Raw genomic sequence first — 22,063 nt, 5'->3', positions numbered from 1 at the left:
GACTTAGGAGTGCCCTGATCCGTCATTGTGGGTGTCCAAAGCCAATCGACGAATCTCCAACTGCTCCAGCATCGGTCGAACAATGCCGTCAGGAAGACCTTGTTCAGTACGAATGCGCAAGAGTTCTTCTTGCTCAGCTCGCAGCATCAGCCGCGCAAGATCCAGCCCCTGATGCGTCCGACCTTCTGCTTCGTCGGCAGCGGATTCCTCAAGTGATTCCAGACGCAGGTTGACTCCTCGCTTGAGCGGATCAACCACGTTTCGTGGAAGAGGCGCGCCTTGCAGCGCTGATTGCTCGACGGCCTCATCCAGTTGCGCAGCAGCGGCATGCGCAAGTGCAATGTCAACGCGACGAATAAGCACAGAGTCGTCGGCTGGTGGGACTTTCAAGACTCGTGCCAAGGGGCCCATCGTTGACGAAAGCAGAAGCGTGATCACGATCACGCCGAAGGTGGTGGCCAAGATCAGATTTCGAAAAGGCAGAGGGGCACCAGAATCGAGAGTGAGCGGAATCGAAAATGCCGCCATACCTGACACCGGGCCACGCGCACCAGACCATGCAGCTACCAGCACTACTCGCCAATCTTCAGCCTGTCGATCCTTGCTCACGCCGAGCATCGTCATCACAAAGATCACCCGACTGAGAATCAGCGCAAGGACGATCACGATCACCAGAAGGCCGACTTGTTCTCTCTCATGGACAGCGAGCCGTTGGAAGGTGTCGGGCACTTCGATGCCGACCAGGAAGAAGGCAAGTGCCTTGAGGATGAAGGTGACATGCCGCCACAGTGCAGCGCCGTCGAGCCGACTCTCTTGACGAGGATCCGAGGTCTGGCTGTGTGCGATGAACAACGCGGCGACGACTACCGCGAGGATGCCTGAGCCCTCGAAGTGCTCTGCTCCGTAGTAGAGAAAGAATGGGGCGATCAAGGTCAGGCTGTTTGCAGCAATCGCATCAGTGCTGTGCGCAATGACCCACGACAGCACCCAGCCGCCCACAAGACCGATGCCGACACCGACTGTGACGGCAAAGAAGAAGACCCAGCCGACTTCAGCGATCGTGATCGTTCCGGCGGTGGCTGCGACGACAGCGACGCGCAGCGCTGTCAAACCCGTGCCGTCATTGACGAGGCTTTCTCCTTCAAGAATGGATATGGCCCAACGCGGGAGTCGGACCTTGCGCGCAATCGCACTCACAGCCACCGCATCAGTCGGCGCAAGGACCGCGCCAAGAGCACAGGCGAGTGCAATGGGCATCCCAACCATGGCATGTGCAATGAATGCAACGACAAAAGTCGTGATGACAACGAGCCCAATGGCCAGGTACATCACCTGTTTGCGAACGCGACGAATATCAAGATACGAGGAGCCAAGGGCCTCGCCGAACACCAATGGCGCCAAGATCACGATAAGAACCAGGCCCGGATCCGGCGGCGCGTCAGGACCGATGGGAAGGATGCTGATGACCACTCCGACGCCCATGACAGGCAAGGCCATGCTGTAGCCACGCTGACGAACAAGCGCTGCAACGATGAGTGCGACAACGGCAGAACTGGCGAACCAGGTCAGTTCACTTGGCACCCTGCCCCCTAAAGATCGGCGAGCGAACCATCTAGCCGATCAGTACAGGCGAGATGGCGGCGTTTAGAGCCACCTCTTGGGTAGGCCCAGTCGTGGGTTGAGGGGCAAAGATTGTCAAAACCCGCTTCTTCAAGTCAAACAATGCAGGAATCGGCACTGCCGCCTTCATCAGCGGCTCGGTCTTTTCAAAAGTGCTATTGATGAGTGCCTGAGTCTTGAATAAGACAGTCGGATCATCCGTCGCGGTCTGCATGTAGTCCTGCCATGCATTGTTGTGCGCAAGGTAGGCAGTCTGCGCGCTCTTGATATCGCCGTGCCACGGAAGAACGCTGACCTTTGCGACCTGTTCCCCTGCGGCTCCAATAGCGAAGTTTCCCTCATACGCCGCTTCGGATAGCGCGTCGAAGGCCTTCTTCTGCTGAGCCGGCTTAAGGGTGCCATTCGCGCCGTACTGCTTGATGATGCTTTGAATCTGATCATCGGTCCACTGCATAGCCGATTCAGAATCTTCAACTGCACTCACAAGCGCTCTCATCTCAAGATTGCGCGAGGTCCAATCGCCCACGATCAAGCCGAGTCCGAACAGGGTGGTCAGGAACACGGCGAATCCGAGCACGGGGGGTAACCACCGGGAAAGCTTCACCGCCTCATCATCTCCTACTGCTTTCCTTGGACGAGTACGCACGTACCGACTACCGTGGCTTTTCATGCTGACATCCGCAGCTGATCAACGATACGAACTTTTGGTTGCCCGGATTGCCGACCAGTACTCGCGAATCCCTGAGGGAAGCACCATCCGATTGGCCAAGCAGACCTCTAATCTCTTTCGACCACGAGCAGCAGTCACAGTTCCGGGTCTGGATGTCGCCTCATTTGATGGCGTCCTCAAGATCGATCAGCAAGCCCGCACGGCTGAAGTCTTGGGGATGACCACCTACGAGCACCTCGTCGCGGCCACCCTCCCCTTAGGCCTGATGCCACTGTGCATTCCACAACTTCGGACCATCACTCTGGGCGGAGCTGTCACCGGGCTGGGTATTGAGGCAGCCAGCTTCCGCCAAGGCAGCCCGCATGAATCTGTAATCGAGATGGACATTCTCACCGGCGCCGGCGAAGTCGTCACTGTCACTGGGGCGCACGATGATCCACATCGTGATCTCTTCTACGGATTTCCCAACTCCTATGGCTCTCTCGGGTACGCGCTGCGCATCACAATCGAACTCGAACCTGCACTGCCGTACGTGCATCTGCGACATATCCACTTTGCCTCGTCGACACAACTGACAGAAGCCATTGCGCAGATCACGAGTACACGCTTATACGAAGACGAGCCGGTCGACTTCATTGATGGCTCCATCTTTTCTGATCGTGAGCACTATCTGTCCCTAGGGACGATGCACCGCGAGCTGCCTCCCGGTATCCGCACGAGCGACTACACAGGCGAGCAGCCGTACTACCGGTCGATCCAGTCGCGATCAGATGACTACCTGACCGTTCACGACTATCTGTGGAGGTGGGACACCGATTGGTTTTGGTGCTCCCGCGCATTCGGAGCCCAGCAGCCCTTGGTGCGCAAGTTTTGGCCCAAGTCAAAGTTGCGTAGCGACGTCTACTGGAAATTCATTGCACTTGATCACCGTTATGACATCTCGGGGAAACTCAACCGCCTTCAGCGCAAGCCTCAACGAGAGGCAGTGGTGCAAGACATCGAAGTGCCAATTAATCGGCTCCCAGAATTTCTTGAGTTCTTCCATCAGGAAGTAGGCATTAGTCCGATCTGGATCTGTCCACTCAAGCAACGCGATCCGCAGGCCAGTTGGCCACTGTACGAGTTCGACCCGGACACCACGTATGTGAATGTCGGCTTTTGGTCGAGCGTGCCGGTGGCTGATGACGTCGACCCAAAGGCGGGCCTGGTCAATCGCCGGATCGAAGCCAAGGTGACCGAATTGGATGGCCGTAAATCTCTCTACTCAACTTCGTTCTACGATCAGACCACATTTTGGTCTATCTACGGAGGGACGCAGTACCCAGCACTTAAAACACGCTACGACCCTGCAGGGCGACTGCTGGGACTGTACGAAAAGGTGGTGGAACAGCGATGACGCTTTCTGAAGTCTTTGCAAGGATTGTCCCAGAAGAGCGCGGAGTTGGCTTTCGTGCTTTCGATGGCTCAACAGCTGGCCCGCCCGATGCTGAGGTTGCACTTGAACTGCGCAACCCACGTGGAGCGCAATACATCGCGACTGAGCGCTCACAACTCGGATTGGCTCGCGCCTATGTGAGTGGCGACCTCGAGATCATCGGAGACACATACCAGGCCCTTGCCAAACTGTGGCCGCTGGACACATCCCACCTTGGGGTAAAGGAGAAGGCGCGCCTGGCCAAGGAACTGCTGCCCTACGTGATGTCACGCCCAGCGCCACCACCACAGGAGCACAAGCTTTCCGGACGTCGCCATTCCAAGAGCCGCGATGCCGATGCGATCCATCACCACTATGACGTTTCGAATCAGTTCTACAACTGGGTGCTGGGGCCCTCGATGGCCTACACCTGCGCAGTATTTCCAACTGAGAGTGCCACCCTGGAGCAAGCTCAAGCAACCAAATTCGATCTGGTCTGTCGCAAACTCGGCTTACAAGCTGGTATGCGCGTGCTCGATGTCGGCTGTGGCTGGGGCGGGATGATCCTCCACGCCGTCAAGCACTACGGAGTCAAGGCAATCGGGGTGACTCTGTCGCAGCAGCAGGCACTTTGGGGTCAACAAGCCATTGACGATGCTGGGCTAGGCAGTTCTGCCGAGATTCGCTTCAGCGACTACCGCGATGTTCCTGAAACGGAATTCGACGCAATTTCATCCATTGGGCTAACGGAGCACATCGGTAGAGCCAACTACCTCTCATACTTCAATTTCATGTTCGGCAAGCTGCGCCAGGGTGGTCGGATGCTGAACCACACGATCACCCGTCCCAATGACAGTGAGCCTTCGCACTACCGCACTTCATTCATCAATCGCTATGTATTTCCCGACGGAGAACTCTCCGGACCAGGGCATCTCATCAGCACGATGAATGCTGCTGGCTTTGAGATTCGACATGATGAGAATCTGCGTGAGCACTACGCGCTGACGCTCAAGCATTGGTGCGAAAATCTCGAAGGACATTGGGATGAGGCTGTAAGTGAGGCCGGACTGGGAACCGCTCGGGTTTGGCGCCTATACATGGCTGCTTCGAGACTGGGTTTCGATCTCAACACGATTCAGTTGCACCAAACCCTTGGCGTGAAATTGGTCAACGGCTACCGATCAGGAGTTGCGCTGCGCATGCAGCTTGACGTTGCTTGATCAGGCTTGCGGCTGAACCAGTACATGCTGCGCGACCTCGTCGCCTAATTCGGCGTACTCGCCACTGATGCCAATATGAATGCCGCCGATAGTGCGATTGACGACCACAGTTGAGCCAGGAGTCGCGCCGACTCGGCGAAGCTGCGCCATCGCGACCGCGTCCTCTTGAACAGGCTCGGCCAAGCGGCGGATCTTCACGCGCTGAACCTCGATGGTCACCACCTCGGTCAGTGGAAGCAGGCCAACAGTGTCCTGAACCGCGCTTGCAGAATTGGGCATCAGAATGTCGAGCCCTGGGATCGGATTCCCATATGGCGACTCGGTCGGGTGCCCGAGGATCTCGAGCAGTCGAAGTTCGACTGTCTCGCTCATGACGTGCTCCCATCGGCAGGCTTCGATATGCACGTCTTCCCAAGGCAAGCCAAGAACAGTGACGAGCAGGCACTCAGCAAGCCGATGCTTGCGCATCACGCGTATTGCTGCGTCTCGACCTTCATCGGTGAACTGCAACTGCCGATCCGGTGCGACCACGACGAGTCCGTCGCGTTCCATTCGCGCAACTGTCTGTGAAACCGTGGGGCCGCTTTGATGCAAACGCTCCGTGATTCGGGCGCGCATGGGTGCAATGCCTTCTTCTTCGAGTTCAAAGATGGTTCGCAGATACATCTCAGTTGTATCGATCAATGCAGTCATGTTGCCCCTTCCTTGCTCGCATGGCATGTGTGCTGAGGCAGCCCTAAGCCTATGTCAGATGGCGAAAGCCGTGCCGCCGGAGGACTACGCAACGATTCGCCAGACGGCTGGCCATTGACACGTACGATGTGGCCCCATGCCCACCTTTTCCATCGTCTCGATGAAGGGTGGAGTGGGCAAAACATCGGTGACTCTTGGTCTGGCAAGTGCGGCTTGGGCTCGCGGGCACCGAGTACTCGTGGTCGATCTTGATCCACAAGCCAACGCAACGATGGGCTTGAAGATTGAGAATCCACTGTTCACCATCAACGACGTCATGGCCGACGCCCGTCCCGGCATTGCCATCCATGCAGTCGAGCATTCCCCTTGGGGAAAGAAGGTGCATGTGCTTGCCGCCGAGCGAGCCCTCGAACATCGCAACACGGTTGAAGGCCGGCACTCCTCACTTCGCTTGCGAGCCAGCCTGGCCAGCCTGCCCAGGTCATACGACATCGTGCTGATCGACTGCCCGCCATCACTTGGCGAGCTGACGCGCAATGCGCTCAGCGCCAGCGATTGCGCCTTGATCGTCACCGAACCTGGATTCTTTGCGCTGCGCGGAGCTGAGCAGGCGATGGAGGCTGCTGAGGTCATCCGCAGTTCGACCAACCCGCTCATGCGTCCCGCCGCGATTGTGGTTAATAAGGCCAGGCCGTCTGTGGCTGAGCAGCGGCAGCGCATCGAAGAACTACGCAACTCATACGGAACGCTGGTGAGCGACCAGATCATCCCGGAGCGCAACGCCATTCAACAGGCAGAAGCCGCAGGGATGCCCATTCATGCCTGGGACTCGCCTGCGGGCGTCGAACTCGCCCGGGTATTTGATGCCCTCTATGACGAACTCATGCCCGCCATTCGCACAACGGAGAAGCCAAGATGAGCGATGCCAAACCAGAGTTCGATCCCACCCCACGGGCGGCACTGTCACGGGCCAACGATGCCGTGTGGCATCCGACTCTGCCGCGCGAACTCGGAGAACGCGCCCCGCTGAACTCCGGAAATACCTCTGACGCCCTCCTTGGCCCCAAGGAGGACAAGCTCGTGGAACTGACTATCGAGATCCCAAAATCCATCCGCAAGGCTCTGCGCGCAGATGCCGCGAAACGCGGGATGAGCGTGGATGCCCTCGTGGCGATGCTGGCTCGGACCTACCTCCAGCGCTGAACCAAGCGCCAATTTGGGATGCCTGGCAGAGTCCATAGACTTAGCCCCGCGCCCAGCACGGGCGCCTCATCCGCGACTGCAGCACTGAGGTCGATGAGCGTGAGTCCCCGGTTACCCAAGTCAATGGAGCGTTCTGTGCCCGACAACATCCAGATTCCTGCTGAACTCCTTCCCGTCGATGGCCGCTTTGGTGCTGGACCTTCGAAGGTGCGTCAGGAGCAGGTCGATGCGCTCACTGACGTCTGGAGGACCTACCTGGGCACTAGCCACCGACAGAAGACAGTCAAGTCACAGGTGGGGCGACTGCGCGCTGGTCTTGCTGATCTGTTCAGCCTGCCTGATGGCTACGAAGTGGTTCTGGGCAATGGCGGTTCCACTGCATTCTGGGATGCCGCAGCATTCGGACTCATTCGCGATCGCGCACAGTTCTTGTCCTTCGGCGAGTTCGGCGCAAAATTTGCCAGCGGCGTGAAGGAAGCGCCGTTCCTCGGCGAACCAACGATTCGCACTGCAGAGCCCGGCGATGCCCCCAGTTTCCTTGCTGAAGCCGGTGTCGATGCCTACTGCTCACCGCACAACGAGACTTCAACTGGTGTAGCGGTCACGCCTCTTCGGGTGGCTGGTGCCGATGCTGATTCACTCGTCATCATCGATGCCACGTCTGCTGCTGGCGGCCTCATGGTTGACCCTCTGCAGTTCGATACGTACTACTTCGCACCGCAAAAGAGCTTCGGCTCAGACGGGGGCCTGTGGTTCGCACTCATGTCACCAGCCGCCTTGGCGCGCGTTGCCGAAATCAAGGCCACTGAGCGCTGGATCGCGCCATTCCTTGATCTGCAGACCGCGATCGACAATTCAGTTCAAGACCAGACCTACAACACCCCCGCACTCGCCACCATCTTGATGATGGCCGAGCAGGTTGACTGGTTCAACGGCAATGGTGGCTTGAGCTGGTGCGCAGCTCGTACTGCAGAGTCATCGGGCTTGTTGTACGACTGGGCAGAGGCAAATCCGCTTGCCAGCCCCTTCGTCATTGATCCAGCAAAACGCTCTGGGGTTGTCGCGACTCTCGACATCGACGACTCGATCGATGCAACGCTGATCACAAAAGCCCTGCGCAGCAATGGGATTGTCGACACCGAGCCCTACCGCAAACTTGGCCGCAATCAGCTTCGGATTGGCGTCTTCCCATCTGTTGAGCCAGACGATGTACGCGCGCTCATTACCTGTATCGATTTTGTGATCTCTGAACTTTCATGACCACTGCCACGGCACGGCCTCGTCGCGATAAGCCAACTTGGATCTGCTACCTGCAGAACGGCTTCTTCGCTTGGTTCATCTATGCCTTCGGCTCCACCCAGGCGTTACTTCGCGATGAGCAGGGCACCACTCGCTCGATCGCGGCCTTGCACGGCACCTTCCTGGCAACAGGCAGCCTCATCGGCTCGCTGCTCGCGGGCAAGGCGCTCATGTATTGGGGCCGCGGCGTCGTTATGCGCGTTGGTGGAATTGGAGCCATCGCGGGCATCGTGATCTACACGTCACCCAATGGGAGCTTTCCGGTCACCTTGGCTGGTGCATTCATCGCGGCAATGTGCGGCTCCTTCTTTGTCTCTGCTCTGAACGCCTTCGTGATGGACCATCAGGGGGAAGCTGGGGCAAGCGCACTGCTCGAAACCAATGCAGTCGCTGCCTTTCTCGGCTTGCTTGCACCATTGGCGATTGGCCTTGCCACGGCGACGGTTCTTGGCTGGCGTGCCGGCATCTGGGTCGCCGTAATTGCTCTGGTCATCGTGGAGTTTGCCCGAGGGCGCAATCTCGATGCGTATCGAACTGCGGCCAGCGAACTCGTGCACGAACGGCGAGACAAGATGCCGCGCGAGATCTACTGGAGTTTGGCACTGTTCATGAGCTTCGTAGCCACCGAATTCTCAATGACCTTCTGGAGTGCAGATCTCTTGCGCGAACGTTGCGGATTCCAAGCCGGCGCGGCGGCTGCTTCAATCGGAGCAATCACCGGAGGCATGCTGCTTGGACGTTTGATCGGCGCTCGGCTCGCCGAGCGGCATGCTGCCGACTTCCTGCTTAGAGGTTCGGTCGTACTCTCGCTGCTGGCCTTCGTCGTGGCTTGGAGCTTCACCTGGTGGCCAGCCGTGCTTCTTGGTCTAGCCGTGGGTGGCATTGGCATCAGTGTGCAAACTCCGCTTGGCATTGCAAGGGCAATCCAGGTCTCTGACGGTCTGACCGACCGAGCGTCCGCCCTCGCACTGGTCTTCGCGAGCATCGCCGTTGCTACCGCCCCAATCGCGCTCGGTGTGCTCGCCGACCACATCGGCTTCCATTTGGCCTTCTTGATGGTGCCGGTGTTTCTCGGCATCGCACTGACGATCTTGCTGGTGCGTCCAGTGAGTGCACCCGAAGCAATCGTTCATCAACCCGCCTGAGGTATTTCAACTCTCAGTAATCGATCGTCGCGCTCACCCGCGATGAGCAGGGCTTTACCATCAGCAGTCCAGGTGATCGCCTCGCCCTGAAACTGCCCGGGCAGGTCAAAGGTCACCTGCTCACGACCTGGCGGCAGCCCAGCGTACACAGTCGCATCAAAGTAGGTGCGCAAGACATAACGATCGCCTTGGGGTGAGACCGCGCCATCAGTGATGAATCCGTCCTCGGCCTGCATAAGTACGGCCGTATTCGCTTTTCGCAAGGGCTTCGGCAGCTTGTACAAACTTCCGTGCGCAAGTTGCTTGGTGACAATCCACAATTGCGAGTCCGTAGGGTTGGCAAGCACTGTCTCGGCATTATGTGGGCGATCGGGGTAGCTCACTCGCACGGTTCGGGAATGGACCGTCTGCGACTTGAGAACTCCGGGTTCGCGAATGCGCAAGATCTCGACGTAGGGCCAAGAATCCAAATTGTCACCAATGTCTGCCAGCCAAATAACTGCTCGTCCTCGGGCATCACGCCCTGACGCAATCGCTTCGTAATCTCGCGCGCGGCTGCCTTGAATCTTCAGCGTCGCCAGCGTCTTGCATGTCCGCTCATCGACGGCATAGATGTATGGACCATCAGAAGAGTCGTTGTTGAGATACAGCACACCGGGAAAATTCAATGAGCGAGTCAGCCCACTGATCTCGGTGAATCTCTTGTCTTGGAAATTGCATTGGATTTTCCACGAAGGCACAGCCTGCGCTGGAACAACCGCCAGCATGATCAAGCCGAGCGACACCGCAAGAACTCTGGTGCTCAGCCGCCTCATGTACTGAGCAGTGCGGCCAGGACAACGGTGCCGATTAGCGATACAAGCACGACGAGCGTGATGATGCGCCGTGCGCGAGGACTCATAGCCCGACCTTACGTCCCTGCTCCAAGGCAGCCAGTACCGTGTCCGTCACAGCATCCATCGAAATCGGAGAGCATTCATGAGTCGCTCGAGTGCGTATCGCCCAGAGCACGAGGCAGTGATTTCGGCTTCGACTGCTATCCGCCTGGGCACCGTGGCCTGGGTGCTCGCTGCGGCAATTGGGCTGCCAATCCTGCTCGCCAGGGATGCCGGGGCCGGATGGTGGATGCTGACTTGCGCCATCGGCATGGTCAGCGGCCTTGGTGGATTGTTCTACCTGCGAGGCAAGCTTCGGGCCTAGCAGGGCCTAAGAGTGACCGAGGTCGCCCATCTCATCTGGTAGCGCGAGTTCGGCATGCTCGACAGGTGACTCGACAAGAACCTCTGAATGCGCGCCACATCCGAAGTTGTGACTGACAACCTTGCCGTCTGCTGCCCCAAGCTCGTTCGCGCAAATGCCAAAGGCCTGTCCGACAATGCCTCCCATCGTCAGAAGGAATCCGCAGGTGCCGCACTCAAGCGCCGCATTGCGCGCCATTGCTGCTTGTGGTCCGGTCTCACCGTCGTACCAACGCTGAGCAGCTTCTTCGCGGCCAATGGATGACAGCACGCGCACCCGACCCAGGCCAATCTCCCACTGCCCTGGGCTGAGCGGGGCGAGCGAAGCAACGCCCTCAAGCTCGTCTTCGCCAGTGAGACCCGCAACGAGGCGAGCATCATCGGCTGGAGTTGGGAGAATGTCACCAACACCGAGATCACCTGCCTGTACGCGCTCGCTCCAAGGCACCCACGCCGGGGCGGTGAGCGCGTGGTCACCAGGCATGAGCACGACGTCATTGACGGTTGCCGATTTAGCGCGGGCTGCGCGGACAAGCACGACCGCCCAGTTCCAACCCAAATAAGCCGGGTTCGTGCAGACGAACAAATGCGTGACGATGCGCTCAGCGTCCATGTGCGAACCCAAATGCTCGCCAACGAACTCAGTGCCAACCTCATCCACCACGGCCGCACGGGCAAGTTCGCTCGCGCCGATGAGCACTGGATCAGACTTGATCGCAGTTGCAGTGTTCGAAGGGGTCACACCGTGATTCTCGCGCACTCCCGCCCAACAGTGCAGGGCCGGGGGCACTTAGGCTCGCGACTTATGTGGAATGTCGACTTCGCGGTCATTCTTACGACTTTTCCAGTGATCTTCCTGGCTGAACTTCCCGACAAGACCTTCATTGCTGCTTTGGTTCTCGCAACCCGCTTCCGACACTTGTGGGTCTGGCTCGGTGTGAGCGCAGCCTTTTTCATGCAATGCCTCATCGCAGTGGTAGCCGGGGGTTTCATCGCCTTGTTGCCAGTAGAACCAGTGCTAGCCGTGACTTCCGTGCTCTTCGCGGTTGGTGCGGTCATTCTGATCCGCGGTGGCTTGAAATCTCGATCCGAGGAAATCGCTGCTGAGTCTGATGAAGAATTGCAGGTGCTTGCGAAGGTAGCGAATGCACCTAGCGACTCGGCCCGACGTGCATTCATCACGAGCTTCCTTGTGCTGTTCGCAGCAGAGTGGGGCGATCTGACTCAAATCTTCACAGCAGCGCAGGCAGCCAAGACCGGACAACCCATCGCGGTCTTCATCGGCTCCTGGCTAGCGCTGATCACTGTTGGCGGACTCGCGGTCGTTCTCGGAAGATGGCTGCAGCAGCGGGTGCCACTTTCGAAGGTGCGAATCGCATCTGGCGTTGTGCTGCTGGGCCTAGCGCTCTGGACTGCCTATGAACTCGTGCAGGCACTCAGACCGAGTTAGATGTCCAGATCATTTGCGACAGCACGAAGCACTGCGGCGGTCTTCTGGGCAACAGCGTCGGCAGGATACTTACCTCGCTGAAGTTGAGTTGCCACGCTATCCAGCATCTTGATGACGTCTTCAACGATTCCCGCGAGATCGCCGGCAGGCTTGCGGCTGCCTTTGACCACTGACGGAACCGGTCCGATGATCGAGACGGAAAGCGCCTGCTTGCCTCGGCGACCGTCGACGATTCCGAACTCAACTTTGGTTCCCTGCTTCAGCGCAGTAACGCCGTCGGGCAGGGTCGACACATGCACGAATACATCCTCGCCGTCATCAGATGCGATGAAGCCGAAGCCCTTCTCAGTGTCGTACCACTTCACAGTTCCCGTAGGCATCCCGCAAGAGTACTCAGCAGACCGATGGGGGAGAACTTATGGGTGAATTACTGAGTGAGGACGAGTTCTAGTTGCGCATGCACTGCCAGGGCGAGCTGATCCAAGCTTCCGATGCCAGGGATCGGGACATCAACGTCCTTGAATATGGCGGTGCCTGTCACGTCGATAACCAAGGCTTGTGCCGTGCTAGAAATTTCGCCCAACTCCAAGGTGAGATCAACAGCGACTCTGCCAGCCTTGGCCAGGCCACCTAAAGTCACCGGATCAGCCTTTGCATCACCAGTGCCCGTGAAGAAGAGCTCATGTGCTCCGTAGTTCACGAGAAAGCCGCGCAGGGCCGCATCGAGAAGAAAGTTGCCCGCGGTGACCTGATCGATTCCAACGCCCAGCGACACCGTCACCTCTTCGGCAACGGTGACGTCAGCGGAGTCAATCGGGGCTTTCAACGTAAATGGGCGGCCTTTGACCTCCGACTGCAACGTCAGGACCGGATGAGTCTGCTGAAGGCTCCAAGAGCCAGCGGGGAGTGGCATGGAGTGACCCTATGTAGTCCGGCACTCATACAAAGGACGGCATCCCAAAAGGGATGCCGTCCTTTGTATGAGTGTGTGCGGCGGACTAGAAGTCCATACCGCCCATGTCGCCGCCACCTTGCATTGCCGGTGCCGACTTCTCAGGCTTGTCAGCCACAACGACCTCAGTCGTCAGGAACAGGCCAGCGATTGAGGCTGCGTTCTGCAGAGCCGAACGAGTCACCTTGGCTGGGTCGATGATGCCCATGGCAATCATGTCGACGTACTCGCCAGTTGAGGCATCCAGACCATGGCCCGGGGTGAGTTCGCGAACCTTCTCGGCCACGACTCCACCTTCGAGACCGGCGTTCTCGGCAATCTGCTTCAGCGGTGCGCTGATGGCGACCCGAACGATGTTCGAACCAACCAACTGCTCACCTGTGAGGCCGAGTGCTTCGATCTTTGCAGATGCCGAGGCAAGAGCCTGGATCAGCGCAACGCCACCTCCAGGGACGATGCCTTCCTCAACTGCAGCCTTCGCGTTGCGGACGGCATCTTCAATGCGGTGCTTGCGCTCCTTGAGCTCAACCTCAGTTGCTGCGCCAACCTTGATCACTGCAACGCCACCGGCCAGCTTGGCCAGGCGCTCCTGCAGCTTCTCGCGGTCATAGTCCGAATCCGAGCCTTCGATCTCAGTGCGAATCTGATTCACGCGACCGTTGATCTGGTCAACGTCACCCGCGCCTTCAACAATGGTGGTCTCGTCCTTGCTGACCTGCACCTTGCGGGCGCGGCCAAGCAGATCGAGTGTTGCGTTCTCGAGCTTGAGGCCGACCTCTTCAGAGATGACCTGTCCACCGGTGAGAATCGCGATGTCCTGCAGCATTGCCTTGCGTCGATCGCCAAAGCCCGGCGCCTTGATTGCAACTGATCGGAAGGTGCCACGGATCTTGTTGACCACCAAGGTGGAAAGCGCTTCGCCATCAACATCTTCAGCGATGATGACCAGGGCCTTGCCTGACTGCATGACCTTCTCAAGCAGTGGCAGGAGATCCTTCACTGAAGAGATCTTCGAGTTCATGATCAGAATGTAAGGATCTTCGAGTTCGGCTTCCATACGCTCGGGATCGGTCATGAAGTACGCGGAGACGTAACCCTTGTCGAAGCGCATGCCCTCGGTGAGTTCAAGCTCAAGTCCGAAGGTGTTGCTCTCTTCAACGGTGATGACGCCTTCTTTGCCAACCTTGTCCATTGCCTCAGCAATGAGATTGCCGACCTCAGCATCGCCACCAGCAGAGATCGCAGCGGTGGAAGCGATCTGCTCCTTGGTCTCGACGTCCTTGGCCATCAACAGCAACTCATCGCAGATCACTGTGACGGTCTTGTCGATGCCGCGCTTGAGGCCCATGGGGTTGGAGCCGGCAGCAACGTTGCGTAGACCCTCACGCACGAGCGCCTGAGCAAGAACAGTTGCCGTAGTGGTGCCATCGCCTGCGACGTCATCGGTCTTCTTGGCGACCTCCTTGACGAGCTCAGCGCCGATCTTCTCGTAGGGATCCTCGAGATCGATTTCCTTGGCGATAGATACACCGTCGTTGGTGATCGTGGGTGCGCCCCACTTCTTCTCCAAGACAACGTTGCGACCCTTAGGGCCAAGGGTGACCTTGACTGCGTCTGCGAGCACGTTCATGCCGCGCTCAAGCGAGCGACGCGCCTCTTCATCAAATGCGATGATCTTTGCCATTGACCTGTTCCTCCAGGAACGTCCGAGCGGGAGTTGTCACTCCGTAGATTGTCACTCACAGGTGTCGAGTGCTAAGTCATTTTTAGCACTCTGCCTAGGAGAGTGCAAATGGAAATTGTGGCTCACGCCACGGACGCAGGGGTCTCTAGGAGCGTGCGGAGATGGCTGAAACCACCTTTGCCTGAGCCTCAGTGAAGGCCGAAGCGGGAGCTGAGGCGCCCGATCCCTTGGTCGTCACGAGCCAAGCCGTGCCCAGCGGACCCCAGACATCTTGCATCTGTGGAACATTCGGAATAGCCACTCCAGAGGCACCTGCGGTGCCAAAAGCCCGCAGCCGCAGATCAGTGACGCCCGAGGCAGCTTTGCGATTTGCGGGCATCCGACGTGCAGCCGTCGCGAAGGCGGCTTGAATTCCGGCTCGGGCAATGCCTTCGGTCAGGAAACTGTTCGCCACCTTGCGCATCTGATGAGCCTGAGCAAAAACGGTGACCATGAAGCCCTTCATGCCCAATAGCGGCGAAGTTGCCTTGGTCTGAACCATGCTCGGAATGGAGGTGATGCGGTAGCCAAAAGGCAGGGCGACGATCGAATTGAGATCCCACGGGCCAGTGATCCAGAACGGAGCCTTGCCGGCCGCGAACGTGTCTTTGGCTGCCGCGGTCGTCATCGAGGAGGCAATCACACGATCCGCATTCCACTGCTTGATCTGCCCGGCATTGGCAAGGAAAGTCGGGTTTGCGACGCCGACATCGCTCGGATTGATATTGCCCTTGGCATCAACACCAAGTGCATAGCCGCCCAGCCCACTGAAGAAGGGGTACATGTTGTAGGCGTTGCCCGCGTCACCTTGGCCAACGGCCACACCCGCCGTTGCCCTGCCGTTGGCGAGCAACTTCTTGGCGACCGCAACCACTTTGGCAAAGGTCTTAGGCTGCTTTGGAACCAGCGCGGTGTTAGTCACCATCGCGAGATTCTCATATTGAATCGGGATGCCGTAGGTACGGGAGTTGTAGCGGAAACCATTGAGGACATTGGTCGGAAACAGACTGGCGACAGTCTTGCCTGGCGTCAGGCGGCGGATCAACTTTGCCTGGACGAGTGCGCCAGTCGAAGTGTTCTCAGCTGCGATGACGTCCGGGCCATCTTCTGGCTTCACGCTCTTCAGCTGCTCTTCGATTGCTGCAAGGCTCTCTTTGACGACGACCGTCAGCTTGGTTCCTTTGAAGCCATCGGGGAACTCTTGCTTGATGACATCAGCCCGAATTTGATCGGCCCAGATCACCAGGTGATCTCCTGCGGCGATTGAAGGCGAGATGGGCAGGACGGCGAGCAGTCCGAATATGAGACTGCCTGCCAACACTGAAGTGGTCAGACGGCGCATGGCTGTACTCGCGATCAGCGAGATTCAAGCTCCGCGCCCAGTCGACGCGCTGAGCGAGCCTTCTGGCGAGAGGAGCGCATACGACGCAGCCGCTTGACGAGCATGGGATCAAGTTCCAGCGCGGCGGGGAGATCAATGAGGCCATTGAGAATCTGGTAGTACCTCGTTGCACTCATGTCGAACAGTTCACGGATCGCCTGCTCTTTGGCACCGGCGAATTTCCACCATTGGCGCTCGAATTCCAAGATTGCACGGTCACGATCGGACAGTTCGGCGACCACAGGCTGACCATAAGCCTGACGGGCTGAATCCATGCCGGGTCCTTTCGATTGTGAACGGTGACACCATCGTAGATGGTAAATCACAACCGTGTCATTTGGCTGCTGATTGGGCTCATCGGCCGCCTAATGCCCCGATGGAGCTCCCGAAATCGCGAGCGTAGAGGGTGGTGGCCGACCACTGCTTGGCCTGCTTGCTGGTACGTTGCAGATTCAAGGCCTTGACCTTGGCCGTGCCGCCGACGAAACCGCCAACCAGTAGATCCGCTGAGCTGGGGTTGGCACTCGTCGCTACCTGCACCCCCTTGCTGGAGCCTGGGAAGGCCTGGAATGCAGCGGACTTGATGAAGGTGGTGGCCATCGAGTAGTCATCGGCTGGCACCAGATACATCCCTGGGTGTCCTTCCAATGCTGATCCGCTGCTGAACACCGCGACAGAACTGCCACCTGACTGCTGCCCGGCGACGATGCGCGAGAAGCCGCCCTCCTGCCCGGCGACCCAGCCGGTGGCCAGATTGACTCCGCCTCGAAATCCCGAATCAAAAGCAAGGAAATCGCTGGTCAGTGCCGGCTTGTTCGTCGAATTCACCGGCTGCCCCATTTGTGTGGCCATGGCTCGATGCTGTGCGGTCGGCGTGTAGAGGTCGAACATGTAGGTGCGAATGCGTGCTTCCATGCCCGCACCCGGAGCCGTGATGACACTTGATCTTCCGCTGGCATCCACCAATCCGGCAGCGACATCAATCCCGCCGGTGAATCCGCCGTACGGCTGCCAGGTTGCGAACAAACTGCGAGTGGTGACGTCAGTGCCAGATTTCAATACCTTCACCGTTGCAGGCATGCCCGAACCCGAGCCCACAATCACATTGTCGCCATTTTGGGTTCCATCGATGTTGGCTGAAGCAACTGAGACACCGCCGCGGAATCCGGGATCGAAAACCAGAGTGTCGAGCAGCACAGCGTGGAAGCTCGCGCCGCTTGTATCGGCCGCACCGGAGTACACCTTGACTCGAGGCTGCGCGCCTTTGCCGGCTCCAACGATCAAGTCAAGAATTGCGTCGCCGTTCACATCGCCCATTGCCACATCAACCGGCGCACTCGAAGCGCCAAAGGGCGCAAGGGCAGCAATGGTCTTGTGGGTGTCCTCGTTGATGATCGTCACGCGCGTTGGACGCTTGGCATCCCCCGGCACGGCCACTGTATACGCCGTGATATTCGGAATGACATTGATCAGTGCCATCAATCCGTTGTCCTCATGGTTCAGACGATGACAGTGCACCACGTACGCGCCAATGAATTGCTTGAATTCAGTGCGCAGCGACATCCGCCCGGGAGTCACGACCGTGGACCCACTCTTGTTGTAGAGCGGTGCCGGAGTGTTCTGATTGTCCTGCCCAAAGGGCTGGTTGGTCAGATGAAGCTTGGCCACCGGGTCGAAGTAGTCGACAACCTGAAAGTCATTGACGTGAATGTGGATCGGATGCTGGTCGTTGTTCTGATTGACGAAATTCCACTGCTCCGATGTGTTCAAACGAGGCTGCAGCAGCGGGATGTTCGGGAATTGATTGCCATCGAACTGGTAGGTGAAGGTATTTGGATCCTGCGGATTGCTGAGGGTGTTCGCGAAGCCACCACTGATCACCAGCGTGCGTTGCACTGCGGGCTTCACATTCGAGAGGTCGTCGAAAGAGGTGTAGGCATTAAGTGCCTGACCCTGCGCAAAGGCAACGGTCGTTCCGCTGCCCGTTGTTGGCTGTGTGGTCAGCAAGGTCTGTGTTGGGTAGGCGAAGAAGCCATCCATGTAACTCACCGATAGCGGATTCAGGTGGACGGTGCCAGTCACTGCAGGAGACTTGGGGGTTCCATTATTGGTATACAGAATCCCCATGTTCTTGGTGGTGATGTCTCCTTGACCTTCGTATGACGGCATCTCAAGGGACAGTCCGCCAGTCTTGGGCATCGTCACGGCAAGTGCGTACCGCGAACCCGGCGGGATCAACAAGGTGGTGCCGTTCTCGGTCGGTGGGGTCTGAACTGTCTCGTAGGGGTTGCCATCCTGCGCGACAACGGCGAGTTTGGTCCGCTGCCCGGTAGCCGTCTCAGTGATGGCAACGCGCATGTATGCCGCCTCACTGAAATTGCCGAGCACCCAGATCTCGGTCTGCCCAGGCGCTGAACTGACGACAGGCTGGAACGCTCCGTTGACTGTGTATTGAACATCGCGCTGGGCATCAGGCAGATTGGGATTGGCTGGCACGAGCGTCTTGCCGTCGTCCCCGACAAAGGACTGCAGATTGCTAGGCACGTATTGGAAGACCCCACGGTTGTTATCGACACTCAGTGGACCCGTCCACCAAGCGGTGAAGTACTGCGTGCCGGGCTTGGTGTCCGTGAAATTGACTGGCGTGAGCTTGGGCTCGTAGGTGCCGTCGGCCAGCGACTGTTTCGTGGCTGGCTTCAAAGTGCTCAGATCAGCTGGCCAGAAGGCATTATTCAAGGTGGTCTGACCGTTGGCACGATCAAAGACGTAGTTGTACTGCAAAGCCATTGTTCGCACCGGCAGCGAGTTCTGCGTCACTGCAGGAATACCCCCATCTGCGCGACCGATCTCCAGCATGCCGATAAGGCCTCGGTAGGTCTGCGCTGTGGTCAGCATGTGCCGATGCGAGTGGTACCAATACAAACCCTGCGGATGATCCGCAGGAATCGCATAGGTATAGGTATTTGCCATCCCAGCCGGAATGTTCAGCAGCACGTTGTCGGAGTTGCCCGCAGGACTGACATGCAAGCCATGCGTGTGGTTGTTCATCGGAGCTTCGGTCAATTGCGCGGGATACAAGGACACCGCTTTGCCGGCCGGCGTGAATGCCGGATCGCTGAAGTCTTTGATCGTCAATCCCTCGAGTTCATTCTCCAGATGGACGATCAGCTTCTGACCTGGATTGACCTGCAAGGTTGGACCTGGGTAGAGATCGACTGCATTCATTGCGCCGTTCGATGCATTTCCCTGCTGCACCGAATAGCCGAACAGCAGTGCGTTGCGCACCGGACCTGCTGCCGTGTCGATAGTCGCACGGCCCTGACGCGCGGTGAGCGTGACTTCGAGAACACCGTTGCTTGGTGAGAGCACGACCGGCTCGGCATAAGGGCGCGCCGAGGCTGAAGATGCCGTGAACGCGGTCGCAGCGACACGGGAGGAAGCTGTAGCGGCAACCCCGATGGTGACGCCAACGATCAGCAGCCACGCTGTTACAACAGAGCCAACTCGAATTCCCCAGTGTTTGCCTCGCATATGCGAACGCTAGTGGAGATCAAGCAGCTGGCGGCAGACGACTGGCTCCTCGATCCCTGAGCCGAATGAGCACCCAACTGAATGCATATCCCAGTCCATTGGTTCCCCAATGCAAGCCCATGGGTGCCAGCACGCTGCCAGACAGAAGTCGCAGAAAGATGAAGACCACTGCGGAGAGGGCGGTGCCCACCACGCTGAACAGCACGGCGAGCACATTGCCTCGACGACCTTCACCCACGACCGAACCGAGTGCTGGATTCTGCTCGTGAGTGCCAATCGATGGCAACACATGCCACAAGCCGAATGCAATGCACGACAGGACAATCGCCCAAATCAAGCCAAACCTGCGCGCGAGCATCGCAAACAGCACTGAGCGAAATGCAATCTCTTCAAGCAGCACCGTTCCGAGTGGCACTTCCACGAGCGCCTGGAAGAGCACGCCCGATGCGCTGAGTCCGGACATGCGTTCATCATGGAAGGCAGTTCGCGTCCGCCGCATGAGCGAGCCTATGAAGTAGACGAGCGCAATCAAGACGATGCAGAGCCCGCCCCAAAAGACTCCGCTCAACAGATACAGGCGTCCTAGGCCCATATCGGTCCAGGAACAGCCGTCGAGCAGACCAATCGCAATCAGCACGACCGCACAGCCAAATGCCCACAGCAAATATTGGGTCTGCGGAGCAACTCGATTGTTGACAATGTTGAGAAAAACGAGCAAGGCCAGCACAACAACCAACGGCCAGATAGCCAAACCCGAAACCTGTTCGGGCACGACCCAATTGATCATCAAGGCTCCAGTGAATGCGCAGGGATCCCCCGCTCACCGGAGTCTAGGTTCAGCGAGTCTTGCGCTGAGCCGTAGGAGCGCCACCGCGCTTGCCGGGGGCACTTGCCTTGTGCGGACGACCTGCGCTTGCGGTCGGGCGCGAGGAATGACGTGGCTTGTCGGTACGGCGATCTGAGCGCGGAGCAGCCGACTGCTGAGGCCGATCATCGCGATAACGATCCGCACGCGGCGCACGATCATCACGATAACGATCCGCACGCGGCGCAGCCGACTGCTGAGGCCGATCATCACGGTAACGATCCGTGCGAGGCGCACGATCATCACGGGCCGGACGATCTTCGAAGCGACGGGGCTTGTCCCCGTATCGAGGCTTGTCGGAACGACCACCCTGAGCGCCCCATCGAGATCCGGACTTTGAGCGCGCAGGAGCTTCACGCGGTGGGAACCATGGAGTGCCGGAAGGCTCACGAGCGCCTGTGACCTCAACCAGGTGGGCATCGAGCGGACGAACGCGCTTCACTACCGGATCCACACCAGCGCGGCTGGTCAGAGAAGAGATAGTGCGCTGCTGCTTAGGAGCTGCCAGAGTCACGACCGTGCCCGACTCGCCTGCGCGAGCGGTGCGGCCGGCGCGGTGCAGATAGTCCTTGGGGTCTCGCGGTGCATCTACGTGAACAACCAGCGAGATGCCATCAACGTGAATACCTCGTGCAGCAACGTCCGTTGCAACAAGTGCGGGGGTGAGGCCATTGCGGAAGGCTTCAAGGGTTCGCGTGCGAACAGCCTGAGTCTTGCCACCGTGGAGAGCACCGGTCGCGATGCCTTGAGAGGTCATATGTGCTGCGAGACGATCAACCCCAGCTTGGGTACGCACGAAGAAAATCGTGCGGCCATCTCGGGCACCAATCTGTGCAGTGATGAGTTCCTTGTCCATCGGGTGGACGAGCATCACGTGGTGATCCATCGTCTCAACAGACGCAGAGGCGGGAGCAAGTGAATGTGTAACGGGGTTGTTCATGTACGCCTTGCGGATGACATCAACGTCACCATCGAGAGTTGCGCTGAACAGCAGGCGCTGGCTGCCCGGCTTGGTGAGGTCGAGGATTTCGCGAACGATTGGCATGAAGCCCATATCTGCCATCTGATCTGCCTCGTCGAGCACCGTGATTTCCACACTGCTGAGATCCACTGATCCGCGCTCTGCAAGATCCATCAGGCGACCCGGTGTTGCGATGAGCATGTGCACACCACGATCAAGTGCTTCGAGTTGCTTGTTGTACGGCATGCCACCGGCGATCAACCGCTGGCGCAGGCCGCCAGCCTCCGCTATTGGGCGAAGGGTGTCGCTGACCTGCATTGCGAGCTCACGGGTGGGAACGAGAATCAGGCTCAGTGGCTGACGCGGCTTCGCGGTGGTGCCCAGCAAACGAGTCAAGGCAGCAAGGCCGAAGGCCAAGGTCTTGCCTGATCCGGTCTGGGCGCGAGCCAGCACATCGCGACGAGCGATGGCATCAGGAATCGTGGCGATCTGGATTGCAAAGGGCTCGAGAATCCCTTGCCGACCGAGAGCCTCCGCAAACTGCGGGGCTACACCGAGATCGGTGAATGAAGGGGATTCGGACAAAGGTGCAGACGGCACAGCAACACAACTCTCATTCGAGACGAATTCGCGTGTCTCGAATGGCGACAGTTGGTCGCGTGGGTATCAAGACTCGCACGTGAGCTAAAAAGCTCCCA

At 58.5% G+C, this 22,063-nt stretch carries 21 protein-coding genes; 8 read left to right on the top strand and 13 right to left on the bottom strand.

From position 1 onward, the window contains the following. Positions 1–3 precede the first annotated feature (3 nt). On the bottom strand, positions 4–1,581 hold the full coding sequence (locus Q7L55_07695) for a cation:proton antiporter (protein MDO8732437.1): 1,578 nt from the start codon (positions 1,579–1,581) through the stop codon (positions 4–6). A 31-nt stretch (positions 1,582–1,612) separates the two neighbouring features. After that, a complete protein-coding gene (locus Q7L55_07690) occupies positions 1,613–2,224 on the bottom strand; it encodes a hypothetical protein (protein ID MDO8732436.1) in 612 nt (203 codons plus the stop codon). 64 nt (positions 2,225–2,288) lie between these two features. Between Q7L55_07690 and Q7L55_07685 the strand changes: the two genes are divergently transcribed. Next, on the top strand, positions 2,289–3,686 hold the full coding sequence (locus Q7L55_07685; protein ID MDO8732435.1) for an FAD-binding oxidoreductase: 1,398 nt from the start codon (positions 2,289–2,291) through the stop codon (positions 3,684–3,686). Then, on the top strand, positions 3,683–4,924 hold the full coding sequence (locus Q7L55_07680) for a class I SAM-dependent methyltransferase (protein MDO8732434.1): 1,242 nt from the start codon (positions 3,683–3,685) through the stop codon (positions 4,922–4,924). The genes Q7L55_07685 and Q7L55_07680 overlap by 4 nt, the downstream gene beginning before the upstream one ends. On the opposite strand, the gene Q7L55_07675 is transcribed toward Q7L55_07680, so the two are convergent. Further along, the gene (locus tag Q7L55_07675) at positions 4,925–5,617 is read right to left on the bottom strand and encodes a metal-dependent transcriptional regulator (GenBank protein ID MDO8732433.1); all 693 of its coding nucleotides are present in this window, start codon (positions 5,615–5,617) and stop codon (positions 4,925–4,927) included. It abuts the gene before it with no gap. A 136-nt stretch (positions 5,618–5,753) separates the two neighbouring features. Here Q7L55_07675 and Q7L55_07670 point away from each other — a divergent pair, with 136 nt between their 5' ends. The 4 genes from Q7L55_07670 to Q7L55_07655 all read left to right on the top strand — a co-directional run bounded on the left by Q7L55_07670 (position 5,754) and on the right by Q7L55_07655 (position 9,264). After that, complete coding sequence (locus tag Q7L55_07670; GenBank protein MDO8732432.1) at positions 5,754–6,536, top strand: ParA family protein; 783 nt, start codon at positions 5,754–5,756, stop codon at positions 6,534–6,536. After that, entirely contained in the window at positions 6,533–6,820 is a 288-nt protein-coding gene (locus Q7L55_07665) for a hypothetical protein (protein MDO8732431.1), read from the top strand. Before Q7L55_07670 ends, Q7L55_07665 begins: the two co-directional genes overlap by 4 nt. Positions 6,821–6,943: 123 nt before the next feature. Further along, positions 6,944–8,080 carry a phosphoserine transaminase gene (serC, locus tag Q7L55_07660; protein MDO8732430.1) on the top strand — a complete coding sequence of 379 codons (1,137 nt, stop codon included), beginning with the start codon at positions 6,944–6,946 and terminating at the stop codon, positions 8,078–8,080. Continuing rightward, positions 8,077–9,264 carry an MFS transporter gene (locus Q7L55_07655; GenBank protein MDO8732429.1) on the top strand — a complete coding sequence of 396 codons (1,188 nt, stop codon included), beginning with the start codon at positions 8,077–8,079 and terminating at the stop codon, positions 9,262–9,264. Before serC ends, Q7L55_07655 begins: the two co-directional genes overlap by 4 nt. Here the strand turns inward: Q7L55_07655 and Q7L55_07650 are convergent. Continuing rightward, positions 9,252–10,079 carry a hypothetical protein gene (locus tag Q7L55_07650; protein MDO8732428.1) on the bottom strand — a complete coding sequence of 276 codons (828 nt, stop codon included), beginning with the start codon at positions 10,077–10,079 and terminating at the stop codon, positions 9,252–9,254. The two genes, Q7L55_07655 and Q7L55_07650, sit on opposite strands and share 13 nt — an antisense overlap. A gap of 163 nt (positions 10,080–10,242) precedes the next feature. On the opposite strand from Q7L55_07650, the gene Q7L55_07645 reads away from it, so the two are divergent. Then, positions 10,243–10,464, top strand: a complete 222-nt coding sequence (locus Q7L55_07645) for a hypothetical protein (protein ID MDO8732427.1) — start codon at positions 10,243–10,245, stop codon at positions 10,462–10,464. Positions 10,465–10,470: 6 nt separating this feature from the next. Here the strand turns inward: Q7L55_07645 and Q7L55_07640 are convergent, their stop codons facing one another. Beyond that, positions 10,471–11,244, bottom strand: a complete 774-nt coding sequence (locus tag Q7L55_07640) for a DUF3027 domain-containing protein (protein MDO8732426.1) — start codon at positions 11,242–11,244, stop codon at positions 10,471–10,473. 3 nt (positions 11,245–11,247) lie between these two features. Here Q7L55_07640 and Q7L55_07635 point away from each other — a divergent pair, with 3 nt between their 5' ends. Beyond that, the gene (locus tag Q7L55_07635; GenBank protein MDO8732425.1) at positions 11,248–11,952 is read left to right on the top strand and encodes a TMEM165/GDT1 family protein; all 705 of its coding nucleotides are present in this window, start codon (positions 11,248–11,250) and stop codon (positions 11,950–11,952) included. On the opposite strand, the gene Q7L55_07630 is transcribed toward Q7L55_07635, so the two are convergent. The 8 genes from Q7L55_07630 to Q7L55_07595 form a co-directional block, all read right to left on the bottom strand. Beyond that, positions 11,949–12,332 (bottom strand): cold-shock protein, encoded by a 384-nt coding sequence (locus Q7L55_07630; protein MDO8732424.1) that lies wholly within the window; start codon positions 12,330–12,332, stop codon positions 11,949–11,951. The two genes, Q7L55_07635 and Q7L55_07630, sit on opposite strands and share 4 nt — an antisense overlap. Before the next feature lie 47 nt (positions 12,333–12,379). Then, positions 12,380–12,865 (bottom strand): hypothetical protein, encoded by a 486-nt coding sequence (locus tag Q7L55_07625; protein ID MDO8732423.1) that lies wholly within the window; start codon positions 12,863–12,865, stop codon positions 12,380–12,382. A gap of 85 nt (positions 12,866–12,950) precedes the next feature. Next, complete coding sequence (gene groL, locus Q7L55_07620) at positions 12,951–14,588, bottom strand: chaperonin GroEL (GenBank protein ID MDO8732422.1); 1,638 nt, start codon at positions 14,586–14,588, stop codon at positions 12,951–12,953. A 145-nt stretch (positions 14,589–14,733) separates the two neighbouring features. Beyond that, the gene (locus Q7L55_07615; protein ID MDO8732421.1) at positions 14,734–15,969 is read right to left on the bottom strand and encodes an extracellular solute-binding protein; all 1,236 of its coding nucleotides are present in this window, start codon (positions 15,967–15,969) and stop codon (positions 14,734–14,736) included. Positions 15,970–15,983: 14 nt separating this feature from the next. Next, entirely contained in the window at positions 15,984–16,283 is a 300-nt protein-coding gene (locus Q7L55_07610; GenBank protein MDO8732420.1) for a DUF3263 domain-containing protein, read from the bottom strand. A 79-nt stretch (positions 16,284–16,362) separates the two neighbouring features. Further along, complete coding sequence (locus Q7L55_07605) at positions 16,363–19,539, bottom strand: multicopper oxidase domain-containing protein (GenBank protein MDO8732419.1); 3,177 nt, start codon at positions 19,537–19,539, stop codon at positions 16,363–16,365. 19 nt (positions 19,540–19,558) lie between these two features. Then, positions 19,559–20,326, bottom strand: coding sequence for a CPBP family intramembrane metalloprotease (locus Q7L55_07600; protein ID MDO8732418.1), 768 nt, complete (start codon positions 20,324–20,326; stop codon positions 19,559–19,561). 49 nt (positions 20,327–20,375) lie between these two features. After that, entirely contained in the window at positions 20,376–21,950 is a 1,575-nt protein-coding gene (locus tag Q7L55_07595) for a DEAD/DEAH box helicase (GenBank protein ID MDO8732417.1), read from the bottom strand. Positions 21,951–22,063: the final 113 nt, after the last annotated feature.

The organism is Actinomycetota bacterium (assembly GCA_030650795.1).
Taxonomy (GTDB): Bacteria; Actinomycetota; Actinomycetes; order S36-B12; family S36-B12; genus UBA11398.
The sequence above is the reverse complement of the archived record's forward strand: the minus strand, read 5'-3'. Positions and strand labels throughout refer to the sequence as shown.

Coding starts and splice junctions, on each gene's coding strand:
- Q7L55_07685 (MDO8732435.1), top strand. CDS start 2,289: ATGCTGACATCCGCAGCTGATCAACGATACGAACTTTTGGTTGCCCGG.
- Q7L55_07680 (MDO8732434.1), top strand. CDS start 3,683: ATGACGCTTTCTGAAGTCTTTGCAAGGATTGTCCCAGAAGAGCGCGGA.
- Q7L55_07675 (MDO8732433.1), bottom strand. CDS start 5,617: ATGACTGCATTGATCGATACAACTGAGATGTATCTGCGAACCATCTTT.
- Q7L55_07670 (MDO8732432.1), top strand. CDS start 5,754: ATGCCCACCTTTTCCATCGTCTCGATGAAGGGTGGAGTGGGCAAAACA.
- Q7L55_07665 (MDO8732431.1), top strand. CDS start 6,533: ATGAGCGATGCCAAACCAGAGTTCGATCCCACCCCACGGGCGGCACTG.
- serC (MDO8732430.1), top strand. CDS start 6,944: ATGGAGCGTTCTGTGCCCGACAACATCCAGATTCCTGCTGAACTCCTT.
- Q7L55_07655 (MDO8732429.1), top strand. CDS start 8,077: ATGACCACTGCCACGGCACGGCCTCGTCGCGATAAGCCAACTTGGATC.
- Q7L55_07650 (MDO8732428.1), bottom strand. CDS start 10,079: ATGAGGCGGCTGAGCACCAGAGTTCTTGCGGTGTCGCTCGGCTTGATC.
- Q7L55_07645 (MDO8732427.1), top strand. CDS start 10,243: ATGAGTCGCTCGAGTGCGTATCGCCCAGAGCACGAGGCAGTGATTTCG.
- Q7L55_07630 (MDO8732424.1), bottom strand. CDS start 12,332: ATGCCTACGGGAACTGTGAAGTGGTACGACACTGAGAAGGGCTTCGGC.
- Q7L55_07625 (MDO8732423.1), bottom strand. CDS start 12,865: ATGCCACTCCCCGCTGGCTCTTGGAGCCTTCAGCAGACTCATCCGGTC.
- groL (MDO8732422.1), bottom strand. CDS start 14,588: ATGGCAAAGATCATCGCATTTGATGAAGAGGCGCGTCGCTCGCTTGAG.
- Q7L55_07615 (MDO8732421.1), bottom strand. CDS start 15,969: ATGCGCCGTCTGACCACTTCAGTGTTGGCAGGCAGTCTCATATTCGGA.
- Q7L55_07610 (MDO8732420.1), bottom strand. CDS start 16,283: ATGGATTCAGCCCGTCAGGCTTATGGTCAGCCTGTGGTCGCCGAACTG.
- Q7L55_07605 (MDO8732419.1), bottom strand. CDS start 19,539: ATGCGAGGCAAACACTGGGGAATTCGAGTTGGCTCTGTTGTAACAGCG.
- Q7L55_07600 (MDO8732418.1), bottom strand. CDS start 20,326: ATGATCAATTGGGTCGTGCCCGAACAGGTTTCGGGTTTGGCTATCTGG.